Consider the following 25195-nt stretch of genomic DNA (forward strand, 5'->3'; position numbering starts at 1 on the left):
TTATAAAAGAGCTCTAACAATTCTTGTATAGCAGAGGGTTTTCAGCCTACTAATGTTGTGATTCAGTGCTACCAACTTGTTTTCCTTGGAAAGGGACTACACTAGCAGAATCCCGAGAAATAGTTTTGGCATGGAGAGTTGGGGAAGGGGGAGACTCCTGTGGGATAATAGTACAGAGTGAGATCCCACAGGGCGAAGCCCGAGGAAGCTCACCGTACGCCCACGGAAAGCGACTCCTTCCCCAACTTCCCTTTCTACACACAATCTTAATCCTGCTAATTAACGTAATGTAATGAATCCTAATAATAAAACATTGTTTAAAAGAGTTGTTTATATAAAGAGAGCCCTTCCTCGGTTGAGCAAGGAAAGGCTTGGACCTGGGATTATTTCTTTTTGTTTAAAAACGATAAACAGAATAAACAATCTTCATCTCTGGGACTGCCAAAATGTAAATTACAAATATGAAAACCTTCTTCATAGAGTCGTGCTAAATTATCGTAACCTTCTCCAACAGCCGGTCCCCGGTCTTGTTTAGAGTTGGATGATTTCTGTTTTTCCTGTTCTGTTTCCTTATCTAATCGCTGCCTTAAATGATGATTTTCAAGCGATAAATGCTGGTTCTCTTCCAGCAAATAAGCAAGCTGCTTTTTTAAATCGCCAAGCTGTTCATACAGCTCACCAATCTGGCTTTCTAAATGGGATACATGTTCAAATATGGCTTTCTTTTTCACGCTTGACTCCACCCTTTTACTCTGTGGCTTCTGTTTGAACGACTCCTTCATCGATCAACTCTTGTAAGGAGTACTCAAGAACACGTTCTTTATCACGGAATTCGATTTGGACCATACGCTCAAGCATATTCAAGCCGACCACTTTTCCTTTTCCGAAAGAAGTCGCAATGCTTTCACCCAAATCAGGCAGTTCTTTCTTAGCGATTTCATAATCATCATTCTCATATTTAAGGCAGCACATTAAACGACCGCATAGGCCCGAAATTTTTGCTGGATTTAAAGATAGATTTTGGTCTTTGGCCATTTTTATGGATACAGGTTCAAAGTCACCTAAGAAAGTGGAACAGCATAGCATCCGTCCACACGGACCAATTCCACCTAACATCTTCGCTTCGTCTCGCACCCCGATTTGACGCAGTTCAATCCGGGTTTTAAACACAGAAGCTAAATCTTTTACCAATGTACGGAAATCAACCCGTCCATCAGCGGTAAAGTAGAAAATCACTTTATTACGGTCAAACGTATATTCAACATCAACAAGATTCATGTCCAATTTATGTTCACGAATTTTCTTTTCACAAATGCGGTAAGCTTCTGAGGCATTGTCCTTGTTTTCATCCACGGTTACTTTATCTTTATCATCTGCAATACGGATGACTTTTTTAAGAGGCAAGACGACATCTTCTTCGTCTACGGATTTATTAGCAATGACAACTTTCCCGAACTCAATCCCGCGTACTGTCTCGACAATGACATAATCTTCTGTCGTCATTTTCATTTCGCCAGGATCAAAATAATAAATTTTCCCCGCTTGCTTAAATCGGACACCTACAACTTCGATCACTCGATCATCACCTCTGTAGTTGAAGGGTAAGTTGCTCCATCACTAAGTTAGGATGGACATTTTGATTTATCTTTCGTTTCGCCTCAAGTATATAACTTAAGCATTGAGCGGATGATTGACGTGACCATCTCATCGCTGCCTGTTCCAGTTTTTCTCTCTCTGTTATAAACACAATAGAATCTTCCCGGTCCAAATATTGGTTAATGATATCCTGGAACCAAAGCATCAACACGTCAAGACCTCGCTGTAAATGCTTACGTTCTTTAAAATGAGGCATCCACTGGTGGTTGATAAATAAAAGTCCTTCATTTGGTTTATTTTGAAGCACTTCAATTAATTGTATCACTAATTTTCGAACATTAGCAAACCACTCATCTTCATTCATTTCCAGGGCTTCTGTCAAATTATTTGTAAGGGACGCCAATAGTTTTGCATTCGATTCGGAAACACCTTCTGCTATGAGCATTTTTTCCACTCTTCTCGAATTCAGCGGCTGAAGAGCAAGCAGCTGGCACCGGGATCGAATCGTATCCAAAATGGTCTGTCCACTTTCCGTTAATAGCATCGCAGTTGTTTGCTGGCTCGGCTCTTCCAAAAATTTAAGAAGACGGTTGGATGCGTTTGTCGTCATCTTGTCTGCATCTACGATGATATAAACTTTACGGTTAGACTCCATCCCTGTATAGGTAAATTCTTTTTGTAAGTGAAGAATCTGTTCTTTTTTAATGGACTGTCCTTCGGGTTCTACCCAGTGAAGATCAGGATGGTTCCCGGAATCAATCCGATGGCAGTCTCTACATTCTAGACAAGGTTCAGCTCCAGTCCGGTTTTTACAAAAGATGCTTTTAGCAAATAATATACTCAATTCTTTTTTGCCGGTTCCTCTGCTCCCCTGAAAAAGATAGGCATGAGAAATTCGGTCTTTCTTAAAGCTGTTCATAAGCATCTGGGCAGCTAAAGGCTGAATTTCTTTCATCTCTTTCCATGTCTGCATAAAGCCATTCCGTCCTTACGTATATAAATTAATTAGCAGACCTTTGATTTCTCCAATCATCCCTAACATATCAATCGATCGCCTTTCTTGCTCAATGACAATCTCCGTCAGCTGCTTCAATTGATCATCTACAGTTTCTACGATCGTTAATTTACGGGTTTGGCCATTTTGATTCCAGCTATGGGAATGTTTTAGACTCATCCCGGATTGTGCAGCTTCCTTAATAAACTCCTTGATGAGCCGTTTATACTTAGCTAAGTCTTTAAAAGAGCGCGTGCGAACCAATCGATCCCCTTGTGAACTTATCTTCTTCATCAGCTGGTTTAATTGAGCCTCTTGTAATTGCCTCGTTTGAGACTGGACTAGGGTGTCAAAATTGGAGCGTCCTTGCGGCTGTTTGGAAGATGGTTTCTTAGCTGAATCCAACTGTGTCCGCATTTCTTGACTAACTTTCATTCTAAAGCTCCTTCGTTAGAAGTGAAAAAAGGATTCAATTGGAAGAACAAATACAGTTGCTCCACCTACTTCAACCTTCACTGGTTTCGGAATATAAGAGTCCGCATTTCCTCCCATTGGAGAAATAGGAGCGACCATTTGCTCACGCTGGCTGCAATTTTTCTTGATGATATCAAGCGCATCATCCACATCTTCATCGTCACAGCCAATCATGAACGTTGTATTTCCCTCTCTTAAGAAACCACCAGTCGTTGATAATTTGGTGGTTTTGAATTTATTTTCCGCTAATGCATCCGTCAACCGATTACTGTCCTTATCTTGAACAACAGCAATGATCATTTTCATCGGAAAACCCCTCCTGGTTGGGTGTTTATCCCTATTATAACAAACTCATTCATGCTTTGATGGAAGATAATTCTTTAAAACTTCTTCCGCTTCCTCTTTTACCTTGTCAAAAGACTGACCAGCATTGATAATTTTTATACGTTCCTGATAACGCTCAGCTAACTGATGATAGGCTTCATAAACCTTTTGATGAAAATCAATTTTTTCCAAGTCAAGCCTGTTTTGTTCCCGTCCTTTGTTAGCAGTGATTCGGCGTAGTCCTTCTTCTGGATCGATATCAAATAATAGAGTCAGGTCTGGCATACAGTTTTCAATAGCAAAGTCATTAATTTTGTAAACTTCATCCATCCCTAATCCTCTTGCGTATCCTTGATAAGCAAGACTTGAATCAATGAAACGATCGCATAAGACGATTTTTCCTGACTGAAGTGCAGGTACCACTTTCTCGACGAGATGCTGTCTGCGGGCTGCTGCATAGAGCAAAGCCTCTGTTCGACCGTCCATTGCTGTATGAGAGCGATTTAAAATAACCTCACGTATCTTTTCTGCGATCTCAATCCCGCCAGGTTCTCTTGTTTCTAATACAGGGTACCCTTGTTGTCGTAAATCTTTCCCGATTTCTTGGAGCATAGATGATTTTCCTGCCCCTTCACCACCTTCAAATGTAACAAATAAACCCTTCACTATTCATTCTCCTTTAAACACACGTATCCCTTGTTCAATATTCTTATTCTGAAAGCGTGCCCCTTTTTGGACTAAAGAGAGCACACGTTTTTTATGCTCATCTGTAATACGTTCTCCTTTTAATAATAATGGAATTCCTGGTGGGTAAGGAATAACAGCTTCTGCGGACACTTTCCCCACTGCTCCATCCCAGTCCGTTTTTTTCCCGGTACTTCCACTCATTTCAGAGTACTGCATTACTAAAGTTTCAATTTCCGGAAACGAAATTTGATCAATATTTATTGTAGCACGGTTTTTCTCATATTTTAATTGAGAATCGACTTTATCCAGGCACTCTTTCAACCGGTCAACGGGAAGACTTGGAGCAAGTCCGAAAGTAAAAAGAATTTGATCGAATGCAGCCATTTCAGGATGGATGTCTACTTTTTCAAATTCCTTCATGACTTGGAACCCTGTCCCTTTTTTGATCCTTAGAGTCATTTTTAAAGGGTCATCATAAGAGGTAACAGGAAGCACGGACCAATGGCCTTCGTAGGATTCAAAAACGCTTCTGATTTGCTCTATGAACTGGAGAGTCTCCCGTTTTTTTTCTTCTTTCCAATGAGCCAAATAATAACGAGCTAAATCAAGACTTGCCATTAAAGGATAGGATGGGCTGCTGGATTGAAGCATTTGAAGATAATGTTCGATTTTCATTCGATTTACACGCCTACCCTGAACGTGCAGATAAGATGCCATAGTCATAGCAGGTGCCATTTTATGAGCGGATTGAACAACCATATCGGCCCCTAATTGTAAGGCTGAAGGTGGAAATGGATCTCCTAACTGAAAATGGACACCATGGGCCTCATCTATACACACAGGAATTCCCTGGGCATGGGCTTCTTTAATAATTTGCTGAAGCGGATAAGTACGTCCAAAGTAGTCAGGATAGGTTAAAAAAATCGCTCGGGCTTTGGGATAAGTCTTCAGAGCCTTACGAACAGCAGATAGTGTTATTTTGCTGTACCGTTTAGTCTCCTCTTCATATTCAGGTCCTATGAATATAGGTTTAGCACCTGCCAGTTCTAAGCCATTTAACACAGACTTGTGGCAGTTACGCTGGACAATAATATCATCTCCAGGACCGCATATAGAGAGGAGCATGGCTAAGTTACCTGAAGTTGTTCCGTTTACCAAGAAATATGTATGCTCACATTGAAAAAACGCTGCAGCTAGCTTTTGTGCTTGATTAATGACTCCTTCAGGGGCATGCAAGTCATCCAGACCGTTAATTTCTGTAGCATCTATGGTTAATATTGCTGAATAATCCTCTTTACCACGTTGGGAAAACACTTGACCATATTTGTGTCCTGGCACATGAAAAGATAGAGGATTTTTCTTTTTGTTTTCTACTAGTGCATCATATAATGGGGTTTTACATTGACTGCTCACTGTTCTCACCTTTTTTCTATTATCTTCTCTCATTTATCGTACAGAAACCGCTACTTTGCCGCAAACATACAAATATCCATCTCTTTTTGAGATGGATATTATAGCTGCTATGCAATTAAGATGGAATCATTGAACGATGTGCTTTTGTCATTTGCTCTACAAAAAACTGATATTTGGGATCATCGGCAGAAGTATTAATCATTTCTTTCTCACAAGAATGACAAATGTACACTCTCAACAAGTAGATTCCATTTTCTGCTTCCTTGGAACAAATACTGCAACATTGCTTCCTAGCCATTTTTATTCCTCCCCGTCAGCTTGCTTAAGCATTCTCTTAAAATAGGATGATAAACAATAGATTTATTTCTAGTATCTCCTAATCTATGAATAATATACGGGAAAAAATAAAAAACCTTAGAAGAAATCTTCTAAGGTTTTATCGTTGACGTGGCGGCGTCCTACTCTCACGGGGATCGACCCGACTACCATCGGCGCTGAAGAGCTTAACTGCTGTGTTCGGCATGGGAACAGGTGTGACCTCTTCGCCTTCACCACCACATCATATAAAGTTTGAGGTGAACCCTCAAAACTGGATAAGAATCACAAACATCGGAAACGGTCTTTCATGGTAGATAGATAAGTCGTCGATCAATTAGTATCCGTCAGCTGCACGTGTCACCACGCTTCCACCTCGGACCTATCAACCTCATCGTCTCTGAGGGATCTTATTACCTTATAGGTAAGGGAAATCTCATCTCAAGGAGGGCTTCATGCTTAGATGCTTTCAGCACTTATCCCGACCACACGTAGCTACCCAGCTGTGCTCCTGGCGGAACAACTGGTACACCAGCGGTGTGTCCATCCCGGTCCTCTCGTACTAAGGACAGCTCCTTTCAAATTTCCAACGCCCACGACGGATAGGGACCGAACTGTCTCACGACGTTCTGAACCCAGCTCGCGTACCGCTTTAATGGGCGAACAGCCCAACCCTTGGGACCGACTACAGCCCCAGGATGCGATGAGCCGACATCGAGGTGCCAAACCTCCCCGTCGATGTGGACTCTTGGGGGAGATAAGCCTGTTATCCCCGGGGTAGCTTTTATCCGTTGAGCGACGGCCCTTCCATGCGGAACCGCCGGATCACTAAGCCCGACTTTCGTCCCTGCTCGACTTGTAGGTCTCGCAGTCAAGCTCCCTTGTGCCTTTACACTCTGCGAATGATTTCCAACCATTCTGAGGGAACCTTTGGGCGCCTCCGTTACCTTTTGGGAGGCGACCGCCCCAGTCAAACTGCCCACCTGACACTGTCTCCGGACCGGATCACGGTCCTGGGTTAGAATGTCCGTACAGCCAGGGTAGTATCCCACCAGCGCCTCCACCGAAGCTAGCGCTCCGGCTTCCAAGGCTCCTACCTATCCTGTACAAGCTGTACCAACATTCAATATCAGGCTACAGTAAAGCTCCACGGGGTCTTTCCGTCCTGTCGCGGGTAATGTGCATCTTCACACATAGTATAATTTCACCGGGTCTCTCGTTGAGACAGTGCCCAAGTCGTTGCACCTTTCGTGCGGGTCGGAACTTACCCGACAAGGAATTTCGCTACCTTAGGACCGTTATAGTTACGGCCGCCGTTTACTGGGGCTTCGGTTCAACGCTTCGCTTGCGCTAACGCATCCCCTTAACCTTCCAGCACCGGGCAGGTGTCAGCCCCTATACTTCGCCTTACGGCTTCGCAGAGACCTGTGTTTTTGGTAAACAGTCGCTTGGGCCTTTTCACTGCGGCTCCTCGGCAGAGGAGCACCCCTTCTCCCGAAGTTACGGGGTCATTTTGCCGAGTTCCTTAACGAGAGTTCTCCCGCTCACCTTAGGATCCTCTCCTCGTCTACCTGTGTTGGTTTGCGGTACGGGCACCTCTTTCCTCACTAGAGGATTTTCTTGGCAGTGTGAACTCAGGAGCTTCGGTACTTTAGTTCCCTCCCCATCACAGCTTGACGTTGCCGGACGGATTTGCCTATCCGACCGTCTCACTGCTTGGACGCGCTCATCCAATGGCGCGCTCTCCTTATCCTCCTGCGTCCCCCCGTCGTTCAAACGGAAAGGAGGTGGTACAGGAATATCAACCTGTTGTCCATCGCCTACGCCTTTCGGCCTCGGCTTAGGTCCCGACTAACCCTGAGAGGACGAGCCTTCCTCAGGAAACCTTAGACTTTCGGTGAAAGAGATTCTCACTCTTTTTTCGCTACTCATACCGGCATTCTCACTTCTAAGCGCTCCACCAGTCCTTACGGTCTGACTTCACGGCCCTTAGAACGCTCTCCTACCACTGATCGTAAGATCAATCCGCAGCTTCGGTGGTGTGTTTAGCCCCGGTACATTTTCGGCGCAGAGTCACTCGACCAGTGAGCTATTACGCACTCTTTCAATGATGGCTGCTTCTAAGCCAACATCCTGGTTGTCTAAGCAACTCCACATCCTTTTCCACTTAACACACACTTGGGGACCTTAGCTGGCGGTCTGGGCTGTTTCCCTTTCGACCATGAACCTTATCACCCACGGTCTGACTCCCAGGACAAAGTCGATGGCATTCGGAGTTTGACTGAATTCGGTAACCCGATAGGGGCCCCTCGTCCAATCAGTGCTCTACCTCCATGACTTTCTATCCTGAGGCTAGCCCTAAAGCTATTTCGGAGAGAACCAGCTATCTCCGTGTTCGATTGGCATTTCACCCCTACCCACACCTCATCCCCGTAATTTTCAACTTACGTGGGTTCGGACCTCCAGTCAGTGTTACCTGACCTTCATCCTGGACATGGGTAGATCACACGGTTTCGGGTCTACGACCGCATACTCACTCGCCCTATTCAGACTCGCTTTCGCTGCGGCTCCGCTTCTGCGGCTTAACCTCGCATACGGTCGTAACTCGCCGGTTCATTCTACAAAAGGCACGCCGTCACCCATAAACGGGCTCCGACTACTTGTAGGCACACGGTTTCAGGTTCTCTTTCACTCCCCTTCCGGGGTGCTTTTCACCTTTCCCTCACGGTACTGGTTCACTATCGGTTACTAGGGAGTATTTAGCCTTGGGAGATGGTCCTCCCGGATTCCGACGGAATTCCTCGTGTTCCGCCGTACTCAGGATCCACTCCGGAGGAAAGAAGGTTTTGACTACAGGGCTGTTACCCTCTATGGCTGAGCTTTCCAGCTCGATTCGTCTACCTTCCTTCTTGGTAACTCCAATGGAGTGTCCTACAACCCCAGAGAGCAAGCTCTCTGGTTTGGGCTGTTTCCGTTTCGCTCGCCGCTACTTGGGAAATCGCGTTTGCTTTCTCTTCCTCCGGGTACTGAGATGTTTCAGTTCCCCGGGTGTGCCGTCCTATACCTATGGATTCAGTATAGGACACTGTTCCATTACGAACAGTGGGTTTCCCCATTCGGAAATCTCCGAGTCAAAGCCTACTTACGGCTCGTCGAAGCATTTCGGTGTTAGTCCCGTCCTTCATCGGCTCCTAGTACCAAGGCATCCACCGTGCGCCCTTATTCACTTAACTATCTTGTGAAAAGACGTTGTTTCAATTGATGTTTGATGTCTTGTCATCATCAGGATTATCGAAAGATAATGCCTGATCATGTCTTATCCAGTTTTCAAGGTTCACATTGAAAGATCTTTTGATCTCTCAAAACTGAACAACCAACCATGTACGCTTCCGTTTCTATCCTTAGAAAGGAGGTGATCCAGCCGCACCTTCCGATACGGCTACCTTGTTACGACTTCACCCCAATCATTGGCCCCACCTTCGGCGGCTGGCTCCAAATGGTTACCTCACCGACTTCGGGTGTTGCCAACTCTCGTGGTGTGACGGGCGGTGTGTACAAGGCCCGGGAACGTATTCACCGCGGCATGCTGATCCGCGATTACTAGCGATTCCGGCTTCATGCAGGCGAGTTGCAGCCTGCAATCCGAACTGAGAATGGTTTTATGGGATTTGCTACACCTCGCGGCTTCGCTGCCCTTTGTACCATCCATTGTAGCACGTGTGTAGCCCAGGTCATAAGGGGCATGATGATTTGACGTCATCCCCGCCTTCCTCCGGTTTGTCACCGGCAGTCACCTTAGAGTGCCCAACTGAATGCTGGCAACTAAGATTAGGGGTTGCGCTCGTTGCGGGACTTAACCCAACATCTCACGACACGAGCTGACGACAACCATGCACCACCTGTCACTTGGTCCCCGAAGGGAAATCCCTATCTCTAGGGAGGTCCAAGGATGTCAAGACCTGGTAAGGTTCTTCGCGTTGCTTCGAATTAAACCACATGCTCCACCGCTTGTGCGGGCCCCCGTCAATTCCTTTGAGTTTCAGCCTTGCGGCCGTACTCCCCAGGCGGAGTGCTTAATGCGTTAACTTCAGCACTAAGGGGTGGAAGCCCCCTAACACCTAGCACTCATCGTTTACGGCGTGGACTACCAGGGTATCTAATCCTGTTTGCTACCCACGCTTTCGCACCTCAGCGTCAGAGACAGACCAGAGAGTCGCCTTCGCCACTGGTGTTCCTCCACATATCTACGCATTTCACCGCTACACGTGGAATTCCACTCTCCTCTTCTGTCCTCAAGTTCCCCAGTTTCCAATGACCCTCCACGGTTGAGCCGTGGGCTTTCACATCAGACTTAAGAAACCGCCTGCGCGCGCTTTACGCCCAATAATTCCGGACAACGCTTGCCCCCTACGTATTACCGCGGCTGCTGGCACGTAGTTAGCCGGGGCTTCCTCGTTAGGTACCGTCAAGGTACCGCTCTATTCGCACGGTACTTGTTCTTCCCTAACAACAGAACTTTACGATCCGAAGACCTTCATCGTTCACGCGGCGTTGCTCCGTCAGACTTTCGTCCATTGCGGAAGATTCCCTACTGCTGCCTCCCGTAGGAGTCTGGGCCGTGTCTCAGTCCCAGTGTGGCCGATCACCCTCTCAGGTCGGCTACGCATCGTCGCCTTGGTGAGCCGTTACCTCACCAACTAGCTAATGCGCCGCGGGCCCATCTGTAAGTGATAGCTAAAAGCCATCTTTCAACTCTCCTCCATGCGGAGGAAAGTGTTACCCGGCATTAGCCCCGGTTTCCCGGGGTTATTCCGGTCTTACAGGCAGGTTGCCCACGTGTTACTCACCCGTCCGCCGCTCGTTCCACGAGCATCACCCCCGAAGGGGATCAGCTCGCTTCCCGCGCTCGACTTGCATGTATTAGGCACGCCGCCAGCGTTCGTCCTGAGCCAGGATCAAACTCTCCATAAAAAGTAAAGTTTGACTTGCTCATTTGCACACCGAATGTGCTTGTTGTTTTCTTCTTTAAATAAGAAGAAATAATTGACGTACTGGTTGGTTCGTTCAGTTTTCAAAGATCAAATGTTTTGTTCGCCGCTCAAAACAGCGACTTAATTAATATATCATGGTTAGTCGTTTAAGTCAACAAATTTTTTCATGATTTTTTTGTAAGCCGTTTTCGGCTTGTCGCCTCTCTCTTAAAGCGACGCTTACTAATATATCATGTGAATTCGCTATATGTCAATAACTTTTTTTATGAAATTTTGTAAGCTGTTTTTGTTAATGGCGCTTTCTTTGAAGCGACAAGTAATAATATAGCATGCTATAAAAATGAACGCAACCCTTTTCTAGTATTTTTTTATATTTTAAAAGATTACTAATTAAGAAGCTGAACTCCATAACAAAAACGGAAGCACCTGGCTTATTCATTCAATGGACAACTAAACTGGGCACGTCTGGCGCCAACGTTGGACTGATCTTTGTGCTAAAGTCGCCCCGACAAGCATATGGCAAGTGATGATAGTCTTTTAAATCGACTGACTTATGACCTCGAGGGATAGGCGTTGGATCTGGATGCAGCCTCACACCATCAAATAGTTATTCACACACAAATAAAAAAAGATAAGGACAATCATCCTCATCTTTTTCTAAAGCAACCATAAATGTATTGCTGCCAATGACAATACACCTGGTACACCAAGGAGTCCAGAGACGACAGCAGTGAAACCATTGATCGGAACATGCAAACCAAATTGCGCTCCAAAGAGATTTACGAAAAAAAGAAGGATAACAGCAACGATTAACCTAGTGAGAAGTTGCCCTACCCATTTAATTGGGGCAGATGGCAACCCAACAATTAATAAGAAAGGAATGGCTAGTCCTAATAATAAGATGACTAACACCGGATCCATAAAAAACCCCCTGTCCACTTATATACTGTTCTAAGTCAGTATATGTGATCGAACAAGGGGATAGTACAAGTTATGATAAAGCATTGATTTGACGAAATCTGGCTTCTCTTAATAAGTAAAAATATTTCGCTTTAACAAGAGCAAGTTCTGTCAGTCCCTCGTCACTTGGCTCAATACTCTGATTTATGATCGTGTTCAGCGTTTCCCACTCATGCTTGAGTGTTCTAATATTAGAAAGAAGCTCTTGATCGATCTCTTTCCTAATCTTTTTATGTCTACCGAACATAGAACCACCCTTTTTACAGTTCTCTTCTTCCTTCAAGTGCTTTGGATAAAGTCACTTCATCCGCATACTCTAAGTCTCCTCCAACTGGAAGACCGTGGGCAATACGTGTCATACGTATTCCCGAAGGTTTCACTAAACGAGAAATATACATAGCCGTAGCTTCCCCCTCAATGTTCGGGTTGGTAGCCAGAATCAGCTCTTCGACCCCTTCATCCTTCAATCGATTGATCAAGCTTGCCACATTAATGTCTTCTGGACCAATGCCGTCCATCGGCGAAATAGCCCCGTGCAATACGTGGTACTTCCCGCTGAATTCTTTCATCTTTTCCATCGCAATCACATCTTTCGGATCTTGAACGACACAAATCAATGTTTGATCGCGGGAATCATCCTGACAAATCGAGCAAGGGTCTTGATCGGTAATATGACCACAGATCGAGCAATGAGTCAGTTCTCTTTTAGCGTTCACTAATGACTTAGCAAAGTCAAGAACATCGTCCTCTTCCATCTCCAGCACGAAAAAAGCCAGGCGGACAGCCGTCTTAGGGCCGATCCCTGGCAGCTTCGTAAAACTGTCGATCAGTTTAGAAATTGGTTCCGGGTAATACATCAAAATTCCTCCTAGAACATTCCTCCAGGCATACCTTTCGTGAACTGTCCCATAGTATCGTTTGTTTTATCATCCACTTGCTTCAACACATCATTCGTTGCTGTGATGATTAAATCTTGAAGCATTTCTACATCATCTGGATCTACAACTTCTTCATCAATTTCGATATCTGTAATTTCTTTTTTCCCGTTAGCGACAACTTTAACCATTCCGCCGCCAGCAGAAGATTCAAAAGTCATTTCGTAGAGCTCTTCTTGAGCTTTCATCATTTTTTTCTGCATCTTTTGCATTTGTTTCATCATATTGTTCATATTTCCTCCACCACGCATGGCGAATTCCTCCTTTAATTTCATTTAATCTTGGATTTCTATCAAATCATCTCCGACGAGCTTGCGTGCTTCTGAGACGAGCGGGTCATCATTACCTTCAGAAGAAGTATCATCTGAAGTTTCTTCGTCGCTGTCATCAGGGGAACTTTTTTGTTTACGCACATATTCCTCGCGTACTTCCTGCCAATTAGGCTCTGGAATAGGGATGATCGTCAAAGGTTTTCCTATGAATTCTGTAAGCAAGGGCTCAATTGTACTTTGGTGTTCCATTGCCAAGGAACAATGGATGTCATAACGAAAAGCAAGTACCAATGCTTTTGAAGAAGCTGCTCTCGGCTTACTATTCAGCAACGTTGCATGAGCCGGGGCATTGTTCCTCTTCAATGCCTCCATGAAATCTGCCCAATGGCCTTGAACGGTTTTTATTTCTTCCTTAGATGCCTCATTTAATACTTGGCGTATCCGTTCGTAAGGTACATTATATCCTTTTCGTCCGGATTTTGCAGGTGTCCGCTTTGGTTTCGATGGTTTAGCCGTTTGCTGTTCTACTCCGTTTTGCTTCAAACTCGTCAATTCTCTCTCGAGTTCAGTAATTTTCTTAGAAAGCTGATTCAGAGCTTCCGATTCAGCGGGCTTCAATACAGACGCCGGCTTAACTTCCACCATATTCAAAAGGGCAATTTCAATAAACACCTTAGGACTTGTCGTCCATTTCATCTCTTGCTGACATTGATTCAACTCCCGTATCGCCTGCTGAATCCATTGGGCGGTTAACTGTTCAGCCAGCATACGAAACGTATCATCTGGAATGGCGCGTTCCAAATTATGTTCAAGGTCTGGGGCACTTTGGAACAATAGGATGTCTCGAAGATAATAAATCAAATCAAAGACAAAACGACCCGGATCTTTTCCTTGCTGAATCAAATCATCCACTGCTTCAAGAGCTGCTTTCACCTCTTGTTCGTATAAAGCTCTGACGACTTCTGCCAGTTTCCCTTGGGAGACCGACCCAGTGACAGCTAATACATCCTCAACAGTGACTTCTTCTTCACTATAGGAAATGGCCTGATCAAGCAAACTTAAAGCGTCCCTCATCCCGCCTTCTGCTGTCAACGCCACAATTTCCAACGCTTCACGAGCAATGGTGATCTCCTCAGCAGAGGTAATGCTCTCCATCCGGTCCACCATCGCTTTCTGAGATATCCGTTTAAAATCAAATCGCTGACATCTTGAAATAATGGTAAGTGGAATTTTGTGAGGCTCAGTCGTTGCTAAAATAAATATAACATGCCGCGGAGGCTCTTCTAACGTTTTAAGCAAAGCATTAAAAGCTCCCATGGAGAGCATGTGGACTTCATCAATAATATATACTTTGTAAGGTACCGCGCTTGGTGCATACTTTACCTTGTCCCGGATTTCACGAATTTGTTCTACCCCGTTGTTGGAAGCAGCGTCAATTTCAATGACATCTGAGATCGACCCATCTTGGATACCAAGACACGCCGCACACTCATTGCAGGGTTCCTTTACAGGGGAACGTTCGCAGTTCACGGCTTTAGCAAAAATTTTCGCAGCACTTGTTTTACCTGTCCCTCGTGGGCCAGAGAACAGATAGGCATGGGAAAATTTATCTTGTTCAATCGCGTTTTGCAATGTGCGTGTAATATGGGTTTGTCCGACCACATCTTCAAAGTTTTTTGGGCGCCAGACACGATACAAAGCCTGATAGCTCATATAACCGTTCTCCCTTTTTAGTCTCTCATCCATTATACCTGATTGGTGCATTGGATGTGAACCTTAGTTCTTCGACGACATTCGCTTCTAGTTTTAAGGCTTTAGTTATAAAATTAGAGGTAAACGTTCCGTTATGTAATGGACTGAAAAGGGTATGAGAACGACCCCGTTTCCTCACCCCCCCTCTATTTAAACCGAATATAATAGAAAAAGCCGTTATGAAAATGTCTCATAACGACTTTTTTATAATAACCTGATAGTAAAATCATATGTAATGCCGTGCACCCACCGTCGATGGCGTGGCCCCAAGCGTTACTTATGATTACGGCTCGACCCAGGCACTCCCGCGGCACACGAGAGGGACAGCTTACTGCTGCTTCCTTCCGGACCTGACAGGATTCACTGATTCTCGTTGCGCAGGACCTGGGTGTCAACACCGGTCACATAAGGCAGACCTTGAGGCCACACCACCTCGGGTGGGGATTCGGCCTCGCTGTAGCGGATTGCGAGTATAGGGCACCGCTAATTCCCCGCTTAGCACGACATTACAAGTATAGCGACATTTTAAGTAAAATGCAATGGTTTATTATTGTAAATTATTAGTAGATGGTTTGTTTTTCTTCTTATTACGCAGCCTCCGAAAAAACTGAGTCAAAAGATTACCACAAGTTTCTTCCATGACCCCTGCTGAGATTTCTGCCCTGTGATTAAACCGCTTATCATCTAATAAATTCATTAAAGAACCAACACATCCCGCTTTCGGATCTTTTGCTCCATAAACGACTCTAGGAATCCTGGATTGTAAAATAGCACCTGCACACATCGGACATGGTTCCAGGGTCACATACAACGTGCAATCTTCCAGTCTCCAGCTTCCGATTGCCTGATTGGCTCGTTCGATAGCTATGAATTCTGCATGCGAAGAAGCGAGCTGGGATGTCTCTCTTTGGTTGTAACCTTTAGCGATGACTTCATCTTTAAAAACAATGACGGCTCCGATTGGGACCTCGCCCTCGGCCTCTGCTTTTTTTGCTTCTTTAATAGCTAATTCCATATAGTGTTGGTCAGTGTTCATAAGAGACCCCTTCTATTTCATAAGAATATTTTCCCTTTCCGTTTTCATACATTGATAATGATGAGAAAGGAGCGATGTACATGCAAATCCATGTCGTCCAGCCCGGGGACAGTGTATTTTCGATAGCTGGTCTCTATGATAGTACGCCAAATGCTATCATTGATGCAAACGAACTGGAAACCCCTGGAGACCTCGTAGTCGGTCAAGCTATTGTTGTGCCGATTGTCGGTCAGTTTTATTTTGTCCAGCCCGGGGACAGCTTATATACCATTGCTCAGCAGTTTGGTTTATCCGCAAACCAGCTCGCTGAAGTCAACGGCCTGCAGCCAAACGCGGCACTGCCTGTAGGATTAAGACTGTATATCCCTGAACAACCACCGACTTTAATCTCTGCCAATGCTTATATTGAGCCTTTTGGAGGAGAAGTTTCCGAAGTTTTGCGATCTTCAGCTGAACAGCGAGCACCGCTGCTTACTTATTTAGCTCCGTTTAGTTATGAAATCAAACCGGATGGCTCATTAAAAGCGCCGCCGCTTGATAACTTCAAAGCAATCGCTGATAACAATGATGCCTCTCTTATGATGGTGGTCACGAACTTAGCGGACGGGGAATTCAGCGCAGAACTTGGGAGAACGATCCTTACAAATGAAAATGTACAAAATACCCTTCTTGATAACATAGTTAAGACAGCCAAAGAAGTCGGGTTTAGAGACGTTCATTTCGACATGGAATTTCTGCCTCCTGAGCTAAAGGAGAATTATAACCAGTTCCTTAGAAATGCAAAGCAGCGACTTTCTGCAGAAGGTCTGCTTATGTCGACCGCCCTCGCTCCAAAGACGAGTGCTGAACAAGAAGGGGCCTGGTATGAAGCACACGATTACAAAGCGCATGGAGAAATTGTCGATTTTGTTGTGTTAATGACTTATGAATGGGGCTACAGTGGAGGTCCTCCTCGCGCGGTTGCACCGATTGGACCTGTCACTGAAGTTGTGGATTATGCGTTAACTGAAATGCCGGCAAATAAAATATTGCTAGGCCAGAATTTGTACGGATATGACTGGACGCTCCCATATGAACCTGGCGGGGAGTTTGCGAAAGCCGTCAGCCCACAAAGAGCTATACAGATCGCAAGGGAAAACAATGTTCCTATTTCCTATGACCAGGAAGAACAGGCCCCCTATTTTACGTACACAGACTCGGAAGGAAATAAGCATGAAGTCTGGTTTGAAGATGCTCGTTCCATCCAGAAGAAATTCGACCTTATTAAGGATCGCGGTCTGAAAGGTATTAGTTACTGGAAGCTCGGCCTATCCTTCCCACAAAATTGGGCTCTGCTCGGTAGTCAGTTCAACGTCGAAAAGAATCAATAAAATTCTCCGCATCAGACAGTCCTGTCAGCAATAAGGCTGTCTGACAGCGGTGTTTTTAACCTTCGGGTATAATCTCTACTGTTCGCTGCCCCGTTTCAGCTTCATGATAAGCCTTCTCCAGTCCTTTTTCCTCAATAGCTTTTTTAGAAACGGAACGATAAGGAATATACACTTCAAAAGGACGTGAAAAAGGAAAAGGTTTTACCGAAACTTGTTTCTGGTCTACCCAGTTAGCCATTATTCCGTCCGGAGCAAAATCAAAGGTTTGTTTAAATCCATCTTTAAACCAAGGAACTTCTTCATCCTTAGATATCCCAGGTTCTTGCATACATACATATAAAGACAAATCATCACAAAATTGAAGCCGTTTGAAATGGAGATGATAGATATCCCTGGGTACATCCATTTTCATTGCTTCAGATAAATCTTCCTGCCTTTTCTTTTCATCTGCAATAAACTTACGGATGACTGGATCGTCACTATCCTCTGAAAAGAAGGATGCATAGTGCATACTGCAGAGTATTCCAGCATAAAGAGAGCGTTCAGCAACTTCCTTAATCCCTAGCTGATAAGCCTCTATTTTCTCCTTTAGGGGATAATCGATGAAAGAATAGGGTCTATTTTTCTCATTATTCCACTTTGGTTGCTCATCCAAAGGAATCCAGGCACGGTCATGTTGAGCAATGGCCCAGTCGGCTTCTTCCCTCAACTTTGATCGCAATAGGAAATTTTTCTTCCACTCCAAAACCATTTGGCCAGATATTTGTGCATGATCGTGCTGCTTAATCATCAGAAATTCATTTTCACGCTCCTGGACAATCATATCTTCCCTCCTATGTAGTCGATCCCGTCACTCAATCTTTTATCTTTCATTATAAGGCAATTACAGCCATAACTCCATAAGTGAACATTCCACCGAAAAATAGAAAGAAGCCACGAGGGAAGCCCCCGTGGCTTACTTTGATTTTTTCTTATTGTAGTAGTTTTAAGGATTCGCGGTTAAAGGCAGGAATATCATCCGGCTGACGACTTGTCACCAGCTGGTCCTGACAGACAACAACCTCTTTGTCCTCATAGTCTACGCCTGCATATTCCATATCAACAGCAATCGACTTGAAGCCAGTTGCCGCTCGACCTTCTAATGATTTTGCTGTAATTAATAGCTGAGGACCATGGCAAATGGCGAAAACAGGCTTTTTCTCATCCATGAAGTGTTTAGCGAATGTTACGAATTTCTCATCACCGCGAAGCTGATCCGGAGAAAAGCCCCCAGGAATGAGAAGGGCATCAAAATCATTCGGGTTCACATCATCAATGGACGCGTCGATTTTCACAGATGCTTCTCCTTGTTTTCCTTTTACCTCTTTACCTGATTCCCATTCAATTGTAGTAATTTCATGCCCTTCATTTTTGAAAGCCTCTGCAGGCTGTGTATATTCGACATCTTCAAACATTGACGTAATGACGCAAGCGATCTTACTCATATAACATCATCTCCTTGAATGGTAATGTTAATTTTTTTCACATAGGATATTTTCCCCTTGTTCCCAAAATTAAACATTTTTCATTCTTAGGAAATGCTCAGGATGTGCCAAAGTCTTTCATAGAAAATTGCTGGAACGTTGTATCTTCTTGATTCTTGTATACTTCTTTTCCTGCAATCGTATTGATGATATGGACGTTTCTATGAACCGACAACCCTAAGTTCGTAGCTCCAGCTCCATGTGAATGGACAAGATTGGTCAAACTGAAAAAGTAGTGTTCTCGATCATCGTTAAACATAAGCCGATAATCCCTGGTCATTTTAAACATTTTTTCGTCTTCCCATTCGATCTTTTCTTTATAACGATCCATAAACCAATCTGGGATATGCGGTTTGTAGCCTGTGGCTAAGACTACTTTTTCGGTGGCGTACTTGTACTCCACATCTTCCTGCCATTGTTTGCAGTGAAGGACATACCCGTCTTTTTGACCTTCTATTTTCTGGACCTCAGTCATTGGCTGAATGAGGACTCGGCTCTCTTTCATTCCAGCCGTGCGATGATAAAGCTTTGTGTACAGCCTTTCCAGCGTTTGAGGATCAATTCCATTACGGAGCGGCTTTAACGTATCCAGCGTCTGTTTTCTCTGCTCAAATTCTAGATTATGAAAATAATCCACGTAATCCGGTGTAAAGGCTTCTTGAGCGAACTTTGCTTTATCAAGCTGAAACAAACCGCCCGTCCGGGTTAATAACGTCAGCTTCATGTCCTGGCGCTCCTGTTCCTCCAGCAAATCAAGGAAAACTTCAAGTGCACTCTGACCAGAACCGATCACTGTTACATGTTTCGATTTAAGCAGATGTTGTTTTTCAAATAAATATCGACTGGAATGCATGACATCTTCATTAGGAAGTCCATCCATTCCCTCAAGAACCACTGGGTCATTCCCTGTTCCCAGCACAACATGTTTTGCATTAAAGTATTTTGTCTCTCCTGTCACCTTTTCCATGACGACTACTTCGTAATGCGGGGTATCTGCTTCTTTTTTATCGACGACATCTACCACTCGATGACCAAAGTGTAGACTATTTAACTGTCCAGCTACCCATTGCAGATAGTGGTTATACTCTTGTCTCGGCACCTCAAAGTGACGATGGAAAAAGAAAGGGAACATCCGGTTATGTTCATGCAGGTAATTCATAAATGTATAGGGACTTTTCGGATCCGCGAAAGTTGCCAAATCTGCAAGGAACGGGACCTGGAGATCCATTTTTTCAATTAGCATTCCAGGATGCCACATGAATTCAGGCGTCTTTTCAAAAAAGAGCGCATCAAGTTCATCCGTTTGGTCAATCAATGCGGCTAGTCCAAGGTTATAGGGGCCAATTCCGATTCCTATCACATCATATAGTTGTCTTTGCATTGCGATCACTTCCTCTATATCTTCACGTTTTCGACTCTTTCCAAAGCTGTTCCATGATGATGACCAATACCGTTCCGACTAATAATCCGTTACTCATTAAATTTTGTACAATCCCAGGCATCCCCTTGAACACCTCAGCAGGAAGAAACATAAGTCCAATTCCTAGTAAAAATGAGATGCACAAGATGGTTAACCTTCGCTCATCCAATGTTTCACTGGCAATGTTACTGATTCCAAGCCCCATGAGCTGCACAAAGGTAGCAAGCAGCGCAGCATTGGCAACTGGCGAAGGGATTCCTGAAATAAGGGCGACCAGAGATGGAAAGAAAGCAATGATTATTAATAAGGCAGATGCATATAAAAATGGCGCTTTCTTCTTTTGACCTGTTAAATGGATGAAACCCGAGGACGAGGCCAACGGCACATTAGCAATCGATGAAAACATCGCTGATATTCCATGGGTTATACCTAAAAAGCTGCTTCCCTGATTGATCTGATTGTAAGAGTAGGAAGGCTTGCCATATATTGAGTGGCTGACCGCTACCACAGAAGCCACGATATTAGACAAAAGAATGACAGCCGTAATAAAAGCCAGCGGTACAATCCCCCACTCGAAGTGAGGGGTGCCCCACGCCAGCCAATCTGGGGCAGATATGAAGGACGATTCCCCTCCACTTTCATTCGTGCTCCCTACCCAGCCTATGTATAATAACCAGCCTACACTGATGCCGATTAAAACGGCGTAGCTTTTCAGCCAGCCTTTTGCAAAAACAGATAAACCAAGTACGGTGCAAAACGTTACAAACGCTACAGCAGTCTGATCTACATGAATAGCCTCTACCTGTTGCTGTATGCCAAGCATTCCTTGCAAAAAGGTTCCGCTTAATTGCACGGTTAGTAAAAATAAAAAAGCCCCCGTCACTAACGGAGTGAATACAAATAACACCCGATGGGCTAATCGAAAAACCCCGAACACTAGTAAAAATACTCCTGTAAGAATCATAGCCGCTTCAAGGGTTTGAAGCGTTTCTATGTAGCTTTTTCCCGGTTGAGCACCAGAATAAGCCATCACAGCAAAAATACTAATCCATAATCCGGCCGGTCCTTCCATGATGGGCAGCTTGTGGCCGAACATTCCTTGTAGAAAGGAAGTGATGCCTACGACAAAAAATGTACGCTGCATCAGCCCTGACACCTGGGTGAAGCTTAAATCAAAGATTGAACCAATGACTATGGGAAGCGCCACAGAACTGGCTAATAAAAAGACGAACCATTGGGTTGTCTCTAATGTGGCCCCTAGAAAAGATTGATTTGGTTCCTTCATGTTGTTCCACCTGCAATTTCTCTCTATATATCATTTCCTGAATTATCCTCTTCATCCTAACACAGCCCCTCTCAGGCTGTCTCTATTGAAATATCGGTCGTTCTGTTTCACGTGGAACAACTTTCCATAGCCCTACAAAGCGAAGGCGTTTATCTTATGTTCACTCGTTTTATTACGCTAATGTGTTCTTTTATAGTGAATAATTTCCATACCTCGTATGCAGTAATAGATAAGTATAAATAAATGAAAATTTTTGTGATTGATTAAAAAAGAAGCGTACCCATATGGCACGCTTCTTTCGGCTTTATTATTCTTCTAGTGTAGAAGTGTCTCCTGTCGGCAACCCGAGTTCCCACGACTTCAGCAAGCGGCGCATAATTTTACCACTACGAGTTTTTGGAATCGTATCTTTAATTTCGATCTCTCTTGGAGCCGCATGAGCACTTAGACCTTTTTTCACGAATTGGCGGATATCTTCTAACAGATCATCTGATTCCTGATATCCTTCGCGGAGTGTAATGAAGGCTTTGATGATCTCTCCGCGCTCTGGATCCGGTTTTCCGATGACTCCAGCTTCCGCCACAGCTTCGTGTTCAATCAGCTTACTTTCTACTTCAAAAGGACCGACACGTTCACCAGAAGTATTGATGACATCATCAAGACGTCCCTGGAACCAGAAATAACCGTCTTCATCCATATAGGCACTGTCACCTGAGACATACCATCCATTCAAGAAGTAACTTTCATACTTTCCTGGATTATTCCAGATGGCACGCATCATAGATGGCCAGCCTTCTTTAATCGCTAGATTCCCCATTTGATTCGGCGGCAGCTCATTACCATCGTTATCGACGATTGCAGCCACGATCCCAGGGAATGGTTTACCCATGGAACCTGGTCGCATATCCATCGCAGGGTAGTTACAAATGAGCATACCTCCCGTTTCTGTCATCCACCACGTATCGTGGATGCGCAGGTCAAAGGCTTCCAGTCCCCATGTGATGACCTCTGGATTTAATGGTTCCCCAACACTCAATACGTGTCGTAATGAGGATAAATCATGTTTCTGGGCAACCTCAGCCCCAGCACTCAATAATTTTCTGAACGCAGTCGGTGCTGAATACCAAACGGAAACATTCTTCTCAGCAATAGTTCCGTACCAATCATCTGGACTGAAACGGCCACCGCGAATTACGTTCGTTACTCCATTCAGCCATGGTGCAAAAATTCCGTAGCTAGTTCCCGTTACCCAGCCTGGGTCAGCTGTACACCAGTACACATCATCTTCTTTCAAATCAAGCACCCATTTTCCTGTCTGGTAATGCTGGATCATCGCATTATGAACATGGTAAACCCCTTTTGGCTTACCCGTAGAACCAGAGGTATAATGAAGCAGCATTCCATCTTCGAGGTCTACCCATTCAATTTCAAAGTCCTCGGAAGCATCTTTCATTTCTTCATCGAATGAAATGTAGTTGCCTGGAGCATCTCCTCCAACGAGAACAATCTGTTTTAAAGCGGGCAGGTCATCGACTGGAACACGCTCCAATAACTCAGGAGTCGTAACCAGCATCGTTGCTTCACTATCTTCCAAGCGATCCCGTACAGCTTGTTCCATGAAAGCTTCAAAAAGTGGACCAGCAATGGCACCGACTTTTAAAATACCGAAAAAGGTTGCATAAAATTCCGGACTTCTAGGCATGAACAAGAAAACACGGTCGCCTTTTTCTATATTGTGTTTCTTCAATACATTCGCAAACTTATTACTTTGCACTTTCAAATCTTCGAAAGTTAACTCTTCCTCACGGTCAGGTGCTGAATACTTTAACGCTACCTGATTCTTCTTTTGTGGATCTGCGGCATATTTATCGATTGCTTCATAAGCAATGTTTACCTTGCCTGTTTCACTCCACGTAAAATTACTTTTCACTTCATCCCAATTGAAATGGTTGTACGTTTCTTTGTAGTTTTCCATGTTGTGATTGCCTGATCTTGCTGGTATTGGTTGCATATCCATTAAATCACCTCATCAGAATGTTTTTTGTAAACGTTTTCTACTTGTGCCTAAAGTAAGCTCTGTCGTTTGCAGAGCTCTTTCAATGGGGTATTTTCAGAATTTTTCATGAATTACTTCTTATTTTAGGGGAAAAGGGAAGATTTTTAAAGGGAAATGACTAAATATTTACATAATTAGGTCAAGAGAAGGAAGTCGATTGACAGGGATTCATCGCATTTATATAATGATTGAAGCAATAAATCGTATAATTAAGAGGTTTCTTAGCACCCCTCTATAAAAAACTAAGGAAGCTGAACTTTTAGTCCGCAGCCCTTAGAGCTGCGGATTTTTTTGTATAATCTTCCTCCTCAGGTCATCCAGATATTGGATGACCTGAGGAGGAAAAATAAACTAATAAATAACTAAAGAGGAGTGTTATCTATGCCTGGCCGTAAAGAAGATGACTTAAATCTATCCCTTCTAGGGAATCAAAATAATGAATATTCGTTTCAGTATGATCCTGCCGTTCTTGAAACGTTTGATAACCAGCACCCTAATCGAGACTATTTCGTTAAATTTAATTGCCCTGAGTTTACGACTCTATGTCCGAAAACGAGACAGCCGGATTTCGCTACCATTTATATCAGCTACATTCCGGATAAGAAGATGGTTGAAAGCAAGTCTCTGAAGCTCTATTTATTCAGCTTTCGCAATCATGGAGACTTCCATGAAGACAGCGTCAATACTATTATGAATGATCTGATCGAATTGATGGACCCTCGATACATTGAAGTGTGGGGTAAATTCACTCCAAGAGGCGGCATTTCTATCGACCCTTATTGCAACTACGGAAAGCCGGGGACGAAATTTGAACAAATGGCAGACCATCGCATGATGAATCATGATATGTATCCAGAAACGATTGATAACCGCTGAGTAATAAAGGAAAGCCTTTTTTGTAGGGCTTTTCTTTTTTTATATAATTGTAGAAAAAGGAGGTATTCTTATTGAGCGAGAAAAAGGTCATTGAGCAAACGGCCACGCCTCAAACCTTAGAAAGCCTGAAACAAAACTTATATAACTTAGGTATAAAGAAAGGAGATATCATTCTCGTCCACGCTTCCATGAAAGCGATCGGTTGGACAAGCGGAGGACCGCAAGCTGTCATCCAAGCCTTAATAGACACCATTACAAAGGAAGGAACGTTAGTGTTCCAAACTCATTCACCGACGCTCTCAGATCCTTTCGAATGGGAGAACCCACCTGTACCAGAGGAATGGCATGAAACAATAAGAAATACGATGCCTGCATTCGATCCAGATAAGACTCCTTCTACCTATCTAGGCGTACTTCCTGAATTGTTTCGTAAGTTTCCAGGTGTTTCCCGCAGTTATCACCCTGCTTTTTCTATATCAGCCTGGGGGAAAGAAGCTGAGCGAATGACAGAAAGACACGAATTGTCTTATCCTTTGAGCGACACATCTCCACTCGGTCAAGCCTATGAGAGAGAGGCAAAAATCTTGTTACTTGGCGTAGGATACGATTCGAACACTAGCTTTCATTTATCGGAATACCGCTCCCATGTGCGTAAAGAAAAGACAAGAGGTGCTCCGTTAGCGGAAGAAGGGAAGACACAATGGCTCACCTACGCGGATGTCGATATTGATGATGAGCCTTTTGAAAAAATCGGCGCAGAATTCGAACAAGCTTACGTGGTCCAAAAAGGGAAAGTAGGGAATGCAGATGCCAGTCTATTTTCCATGCGAGAATCTGTTGATTTCGCTACTAAATGGTTAAAAACGAACCTTTCTTCACAATAAAAGGGTGCCCGTTAAGGACACCCTTTTTCGCA

At 44.1% G+C, this 25195-nt stretch carries 22 protein-coding genes, 3 rRNA genes and 1 other RNA gene; 3 read left to right on the top strand and 23 right to left on the bottom strand.

The window, feature by feature from the left end; translation table 11 throughout:
- Positions 1-383: 383 nt before the first annotated feature.
- The 18 genes from yabA to tadA form a co-directional block, all read right to left on the bottom strand.
- The gene (gene yabA / locus HM131_RS00900) at positions 384-731 is read right to left on the bottom strand and encodes a DNA replication initiation control protein YabA (protein ID WP_157130735.1); all 348 of its coding nucleotides are present in this window, start codon (positions 729-731) and stop codon (positions 384-386) included.
- Between the two features lie 16 nt (positions 732-747).
- Positions 748-1575 carry a PSP1 domain-containing protein gene (locus HM131_RS00905; RefSeq protein WP_085027038.1) on the bottom strand — a complete coding sequence of 276 codons (828 nt, stop codon included), beginning with the start codon at positions 1573-1575 and terminating at the stop codon, positions 748-750.
- Positions 1576-1582: 7 nt separating this feature from the next.
- The gene (gene holB / locus HM131_RS00910) at positions 1583-2569 is read right to left on the bottom strand and encodes a DNA polymerase III subunit delta' (protein WP_085027039.1); all 987 of its coding nucleotides are present in this window, start codon (positions 2567-2569) and stop codon (positions 1583-1585) included.
- 15 nt (positions 2570-2584) lie between these two features.
- On the bottom strand, positions 2585-3025 hold the full coding sequence (locus tag HM131_RS00915) for a YaaR family protein (RefSeq protein WP_085027041.1): 441 nt from the start codon (positions 3023-3025) through the stop codon (positions 2585-2587).
- Between the two features lie 15 nt (positions 3026-3040).
- Positions 3041-3370, bottom strand: coding sequence for a cyclic-di-AMP receptor (locus HM131_RS00920; protein WP_085027043.1), 330 nt, complete (start codon positions 3368-3370; stop codon positions 3041-3043).
- Between the two features lie 45 nt (positions 3371-3415).
- Positions 3416-4054, bottom strand: a complete 639-nt coding sequence (tmk, locus tag HM131_RS00925; protein WP_085027045.1) for a dTMP kinase — start codon at positions 4052-4054, stop codon at positions 3416-3418.
- Between the two features lie 3 nt (positions 4055-4057).
- The gene (locus HM131_RS00930) at positions 4058-5488 is read right to left on the bottom strand and encodes an aminotransferase class I/II-fold pyridoxal phosphate-dependent enzyme (RefSeq protein WP_157130885.1); all 1431 of its coding nucleotides are present in this window, start codon (positions 5486-5488) and stop codon (positions 4058-4060) included.
- A 115-nt stretch (positions 5489-5603) separates the two neighbouring features.
- Entirely contained in the window at positions 5604-5786 is a 183-nt protein-coding gene (locus tag HM131_RS00935) for a sigma factor G inhibitor Gin (protein ID WP_085027050.1), read from the bottom strand.
- Between the two features lie 147 nt (positions 5787-5933).
- Positions 5934-6047, bottom strand: a 5S ribosomal RNA gene (gene rrf / locus HM131_RS00940).
- Between the two features lie 73 nt (positions 6048-6120).
- Positions 6121-9036 (bottom strand): 23S ribosomal RNA (locus HM131_RS00945).
- Between the two features lie 172 nt (positions 9037-9208).
- Positions 9209-10774: ribosomal RNA gene (locus HM131_RS00950) — 16S ribosomal RNA — on the bottom strand.
- The 16S, 23S and 5S rRNA genes sit together here, the layout of an rRNA operon.
- 677 nt (positions 10775-11451) lie before the next feature.
- The gene (locus tag HM131_RS00955; RefSeq protein ID WP_085027052.1) at positions 11452-11715 is read right to left on the bottom strand and encodes a pro-sigmaK processing inhibitor BofA family protein; all 264 of its coding nucleotides are present in this window, start codon (positions 11713-11715) and stop codon (positions 11452-11454) included.
- 70 nt (positions 11716-11785) lie between these two features.
- Entirely contained in the window at positions 11786-12001 is a 216-nt protein-coding gene (locus tag HM131_RS00960) for a YaaL family protein (protein ID WP_085027054.1), read from the bottom strand.
- A gap of 13 nt (positions 12002-12014) precedes the next feature.
- Positions 12015-12611, bottom strand: coding sequence for a recombination mediator RecR (gene recR / locus HM131_RS00965; RefSeq protein WP_085027056.1), 597 nt, complete (start codon positions 12609-12611; stop codon positions 12015-12017).
- An 11-nt stretch (positions 12612-12622) separates the two neighbouring features.
- Positions 12623-12940, bottom strand: coding sequence for a YbaB/EbfC family nucleoid-associated protein (locus HM131_RS00970; protein ID WP_085027058.1), 318 nt, complete (start codon positions 12938-12940; stop codon positions 12623-12625).
- Positions 12941-12964: 24 nt separating this feature from the next.
- Positions 12965-14674, bottom strand: coding sequence for a DNA polymerase III subunit gamma/tau (gene dnaX, locus HM131_RS00975; RefSeq protein WP_085027060.1), 1710 nt, complete (start codon positions 14672-14674; stop codon positions 12965-12967).
- 277 nt (positions 14675-14951) lie between these two features.
- Positions 14952-15217: signal recognition particle sRNA large type (ffs, locus tag HM131_RS00980), an RNA gene on the bottom strand.
- Between the two features lie 43 nt (positions 15218-15260).
- Positions 15261-15749 (bottom strand): tRNA adenosine(34) deaminase TadA, encoded by a 489-nt coding sequence (gene tadA, locus HM131_RS00985; RefSeq protein ID WP_085027062.1) that lies wholly within the window; start codon positions 15747-15749, stop codon positions 15261-15263.
- Positions 15750-15829: 80 nt separating this feature from the next.
- On the opposite strand from tadA, the gene HM131_RS00990 reads away from it, so the two are divergent.
- Positions 15830-17119 (top strand): glycoside hydrolase family 18 protein, encoded by a 1290-nt coding sequence (locus HM131_RS00990; protein ID WP_085027064.1) that lies wholly within the window; start codon positions 15830-15832, stop codon positions 17117-17119.
- Between the two features lie 55 nt (positions 17120-17174).
- On the opposite strand, the gene HM131_RS00995 is transcribed toward HM131_RS00990, so the two are convergent.
- The 5 genes from HM131_RS00995 to acsA all read right to left on the bottom strand — a co-directional run bounded on the left by HM131_RS00995 (position 17175) and on the right by acsA (position 23364).
- The gene (locus HM131_RS00995) at positions 17175-17942 is read right to left on the bottom strand and encodes a DUF3891 family protein (RefSeq protein ID WP_085027066.1); all 768 of its coding nucleotides are present in this window, start codon (positions 17940-17942) and stop codon (positions 17175-17177) included.
- Positions 17943-18090: 148 nt separating this feature from the next.
- Positions 18091-18603 (bottom strand): type 1 glutamine amidotransferase domain-containing protein, encoded by a 513-nt coding sequence (locus HM131_RS01000; RefSeq protein ID WP_085027068.1) that lies wholly within the window; start codon positions 18601-18603, stop codon positions 18091-18093.
- Between the two features lie 97 nt (positions 18604-18700).
- On the bottom strand, positions 18701-20023 hold the full coding sequence (locus HM131_RS01005; RefSeq protein WP_085027070.1) for a lysine N(6)-hydroxylase/L-ornithine N(5)-oxygenase family protein: 1323 nt from the start codon (positions 20021-20023) through the stop codon (positions 18701-18703).
- Between the two features lie 22 nt (positions 20024-20045).
- Complete coding sequence (locus HM131_RS01010) at positions 20046-21347, bottom strand: purine/pyrimidine permease (RefSeq protein WP_085027072.1); 1302 nt, start codon at positions 21345-21347, stop codon at positions 20046-20048.
- Between the two features lie 307 nt (positions 21348-21654).
- On the bottom strand, positions 21655-23364 hold the full coding sequence (gene acsA / locus HM131_RS01015) for an acetate--CoA ligase (RefSeq protein ID WP_085027074.1): 1710 nt from the start codon (positions 23362-23364) through the stop codon (positions 21655-21657).
- Between the two features lie 420 nt (positions 23365-23784).
- Between acsA and queF the strand changes: the two genes are divergently transcribed.
- Complete coding sequence (queF, locus tag HM131_RS01020) at positions 23785-24279, top strand: preQ(1) synthase (RefSeq protein WP_085027076.1); 495 nt, start codon at positions 23785-23787, stop codon at positions 24277-24279.
- 71 nt (positions 24280-24350) lie between these two features.
- Positions 24351-25163: an AAC(3) family N-acetyltransferase gene (locus tag HM131_RS01025; RefSeq protein ID WP_085027078.1), complete on the top strand. Its 813-nt coding sequence runs from the start codon at positions 24351-24353 to the stop codon at positions 25161-25163.
- Positions 25164-25195 lie beyond the last annotated feature (32 nt).

Source organism: Halobacillus mangrovi, from assembly GCF_002097535.1.
Taxonomy (GTDB): Bacteria; Bacillota; Bacilli; order Bacillales; family Halobacillaceae; genus Halobacillus; species Halobacillus mangrovi_A.

Bases quoted from the DNA above. Each gene is read 5' to 3' on its own strand.
- holB (WP_085027039.1), bottom strand. From the start codon at position 2,569: ATGCAGACATGGAAAGAGATGAAAGAAATTCAGCCTTTAGCTGCCCAG.
- HM131_RS00915 (WP_085027041.1), bottom strand. From the start codon at position 3,025: ATGAAAGTTAGTCAAGAAATGCGGACACAGTTGGATTCAGCTAAGAAA.
- HM131_RS00920 (WP_085027043.1), bottom strand. From the start codon at position 3,370: ATGAAAATGATCATTGCTGTTGTTCAAGATAAGGACAGTAATCGGTTG.
- HM131_RS00935 (WP_085027050.1), bottom strand. From the start codon at position 5,786: ATGGCTAGGAAGCAATGTTGCAGTATTTGTTCCAAGGAAGCAGAAAAT.
- HM131_RS00955 (WP_085027052.1), bottom strand. From the start codon at position 11,715: ATGGATCCGGTGTTAGTCATCTTATTATTAGGACTAGCCATTCCTTTC.
- HM131_RS00960 (WP_085027054.1), bottom strand. From the start codon at position 12,001: ATGTTCGGTAGACATAAAAAGATTAGGAAAGAGATCGATCAAGAGCTT.
- recR (WP_085027056.1), bottom strand. From the start codon at position 12,611: ATGTATTACCCGGAACCAATTTCTAAACTGATCGACAGTTTTACGAAG.
- HM131_RS00970 (WP_085027058.1), bottom strand. From the start codon at position 12,940: ATGCGTGGTGGAGGAAATATGAACAATATGATGAAACAAATGCAAAAG.
- dnaX (WP_085027060.1), bottom strand. From the start codon at position 14,674: ATGAGCTATCAGGCTTTGTATCGTGTCTGGCGCCCAAAAAACTTTGAA.
- tadA (WP_085027062.1), bottom strand. From the start codon at position 15,749: ATGAACACTGACCAACACTATATGGAATTAGCTATTAAAGAAGCAAAA.
- HM131_RS00990 (WP_085027064.1), top strand. From the start codon at position 15,830: ATGCAAATCCATGTCGTCCAGCCCGGGGACAGTGTATTTTCGATAGCT.
- HM131_RS00995 (WP_085027066.1), bottom strand. From the start codon at position 17,942: ATGATTGTCCAGGAGCGTGAAAATGAATTTCTGATGATTAAGCAGCAC.
- HM131_RS01000 (WP_085027068.1), bottom strand. From the start codon at position 18,603: ATGAGTAAGATCGCTTGCGTCATTACGTCAATGTTTGAAGATGTCGAA.
- HM131_RS01005 (WP_085027070.1), bottom strand. From the start codon at position 20,023: ATGCAAAGACAACTATATGATGTGATAGGAATCGGAATTGGCCCCTAT.
- HM131_RS01010 (WP_085027072.1), bottom strand. From the start codon at position 21,347: ATGAAGGAACCAAATCAATCTTTTCTAGGGGCCACATTAGAGACAACC.
- acsA (WP_085027074.1), bottom strand. From the start codon at position 23,364: ATGGATATGCAACCAATACCAGCAAGATCAGGCAATCACAACATGGAA.
- queF (WP_085027076.1), top strand. From the start codon at position 23,785: ATGCCTGGCCGTAAAGAAGATGACTTAAATCTATCCCTTCTAGGGAAT.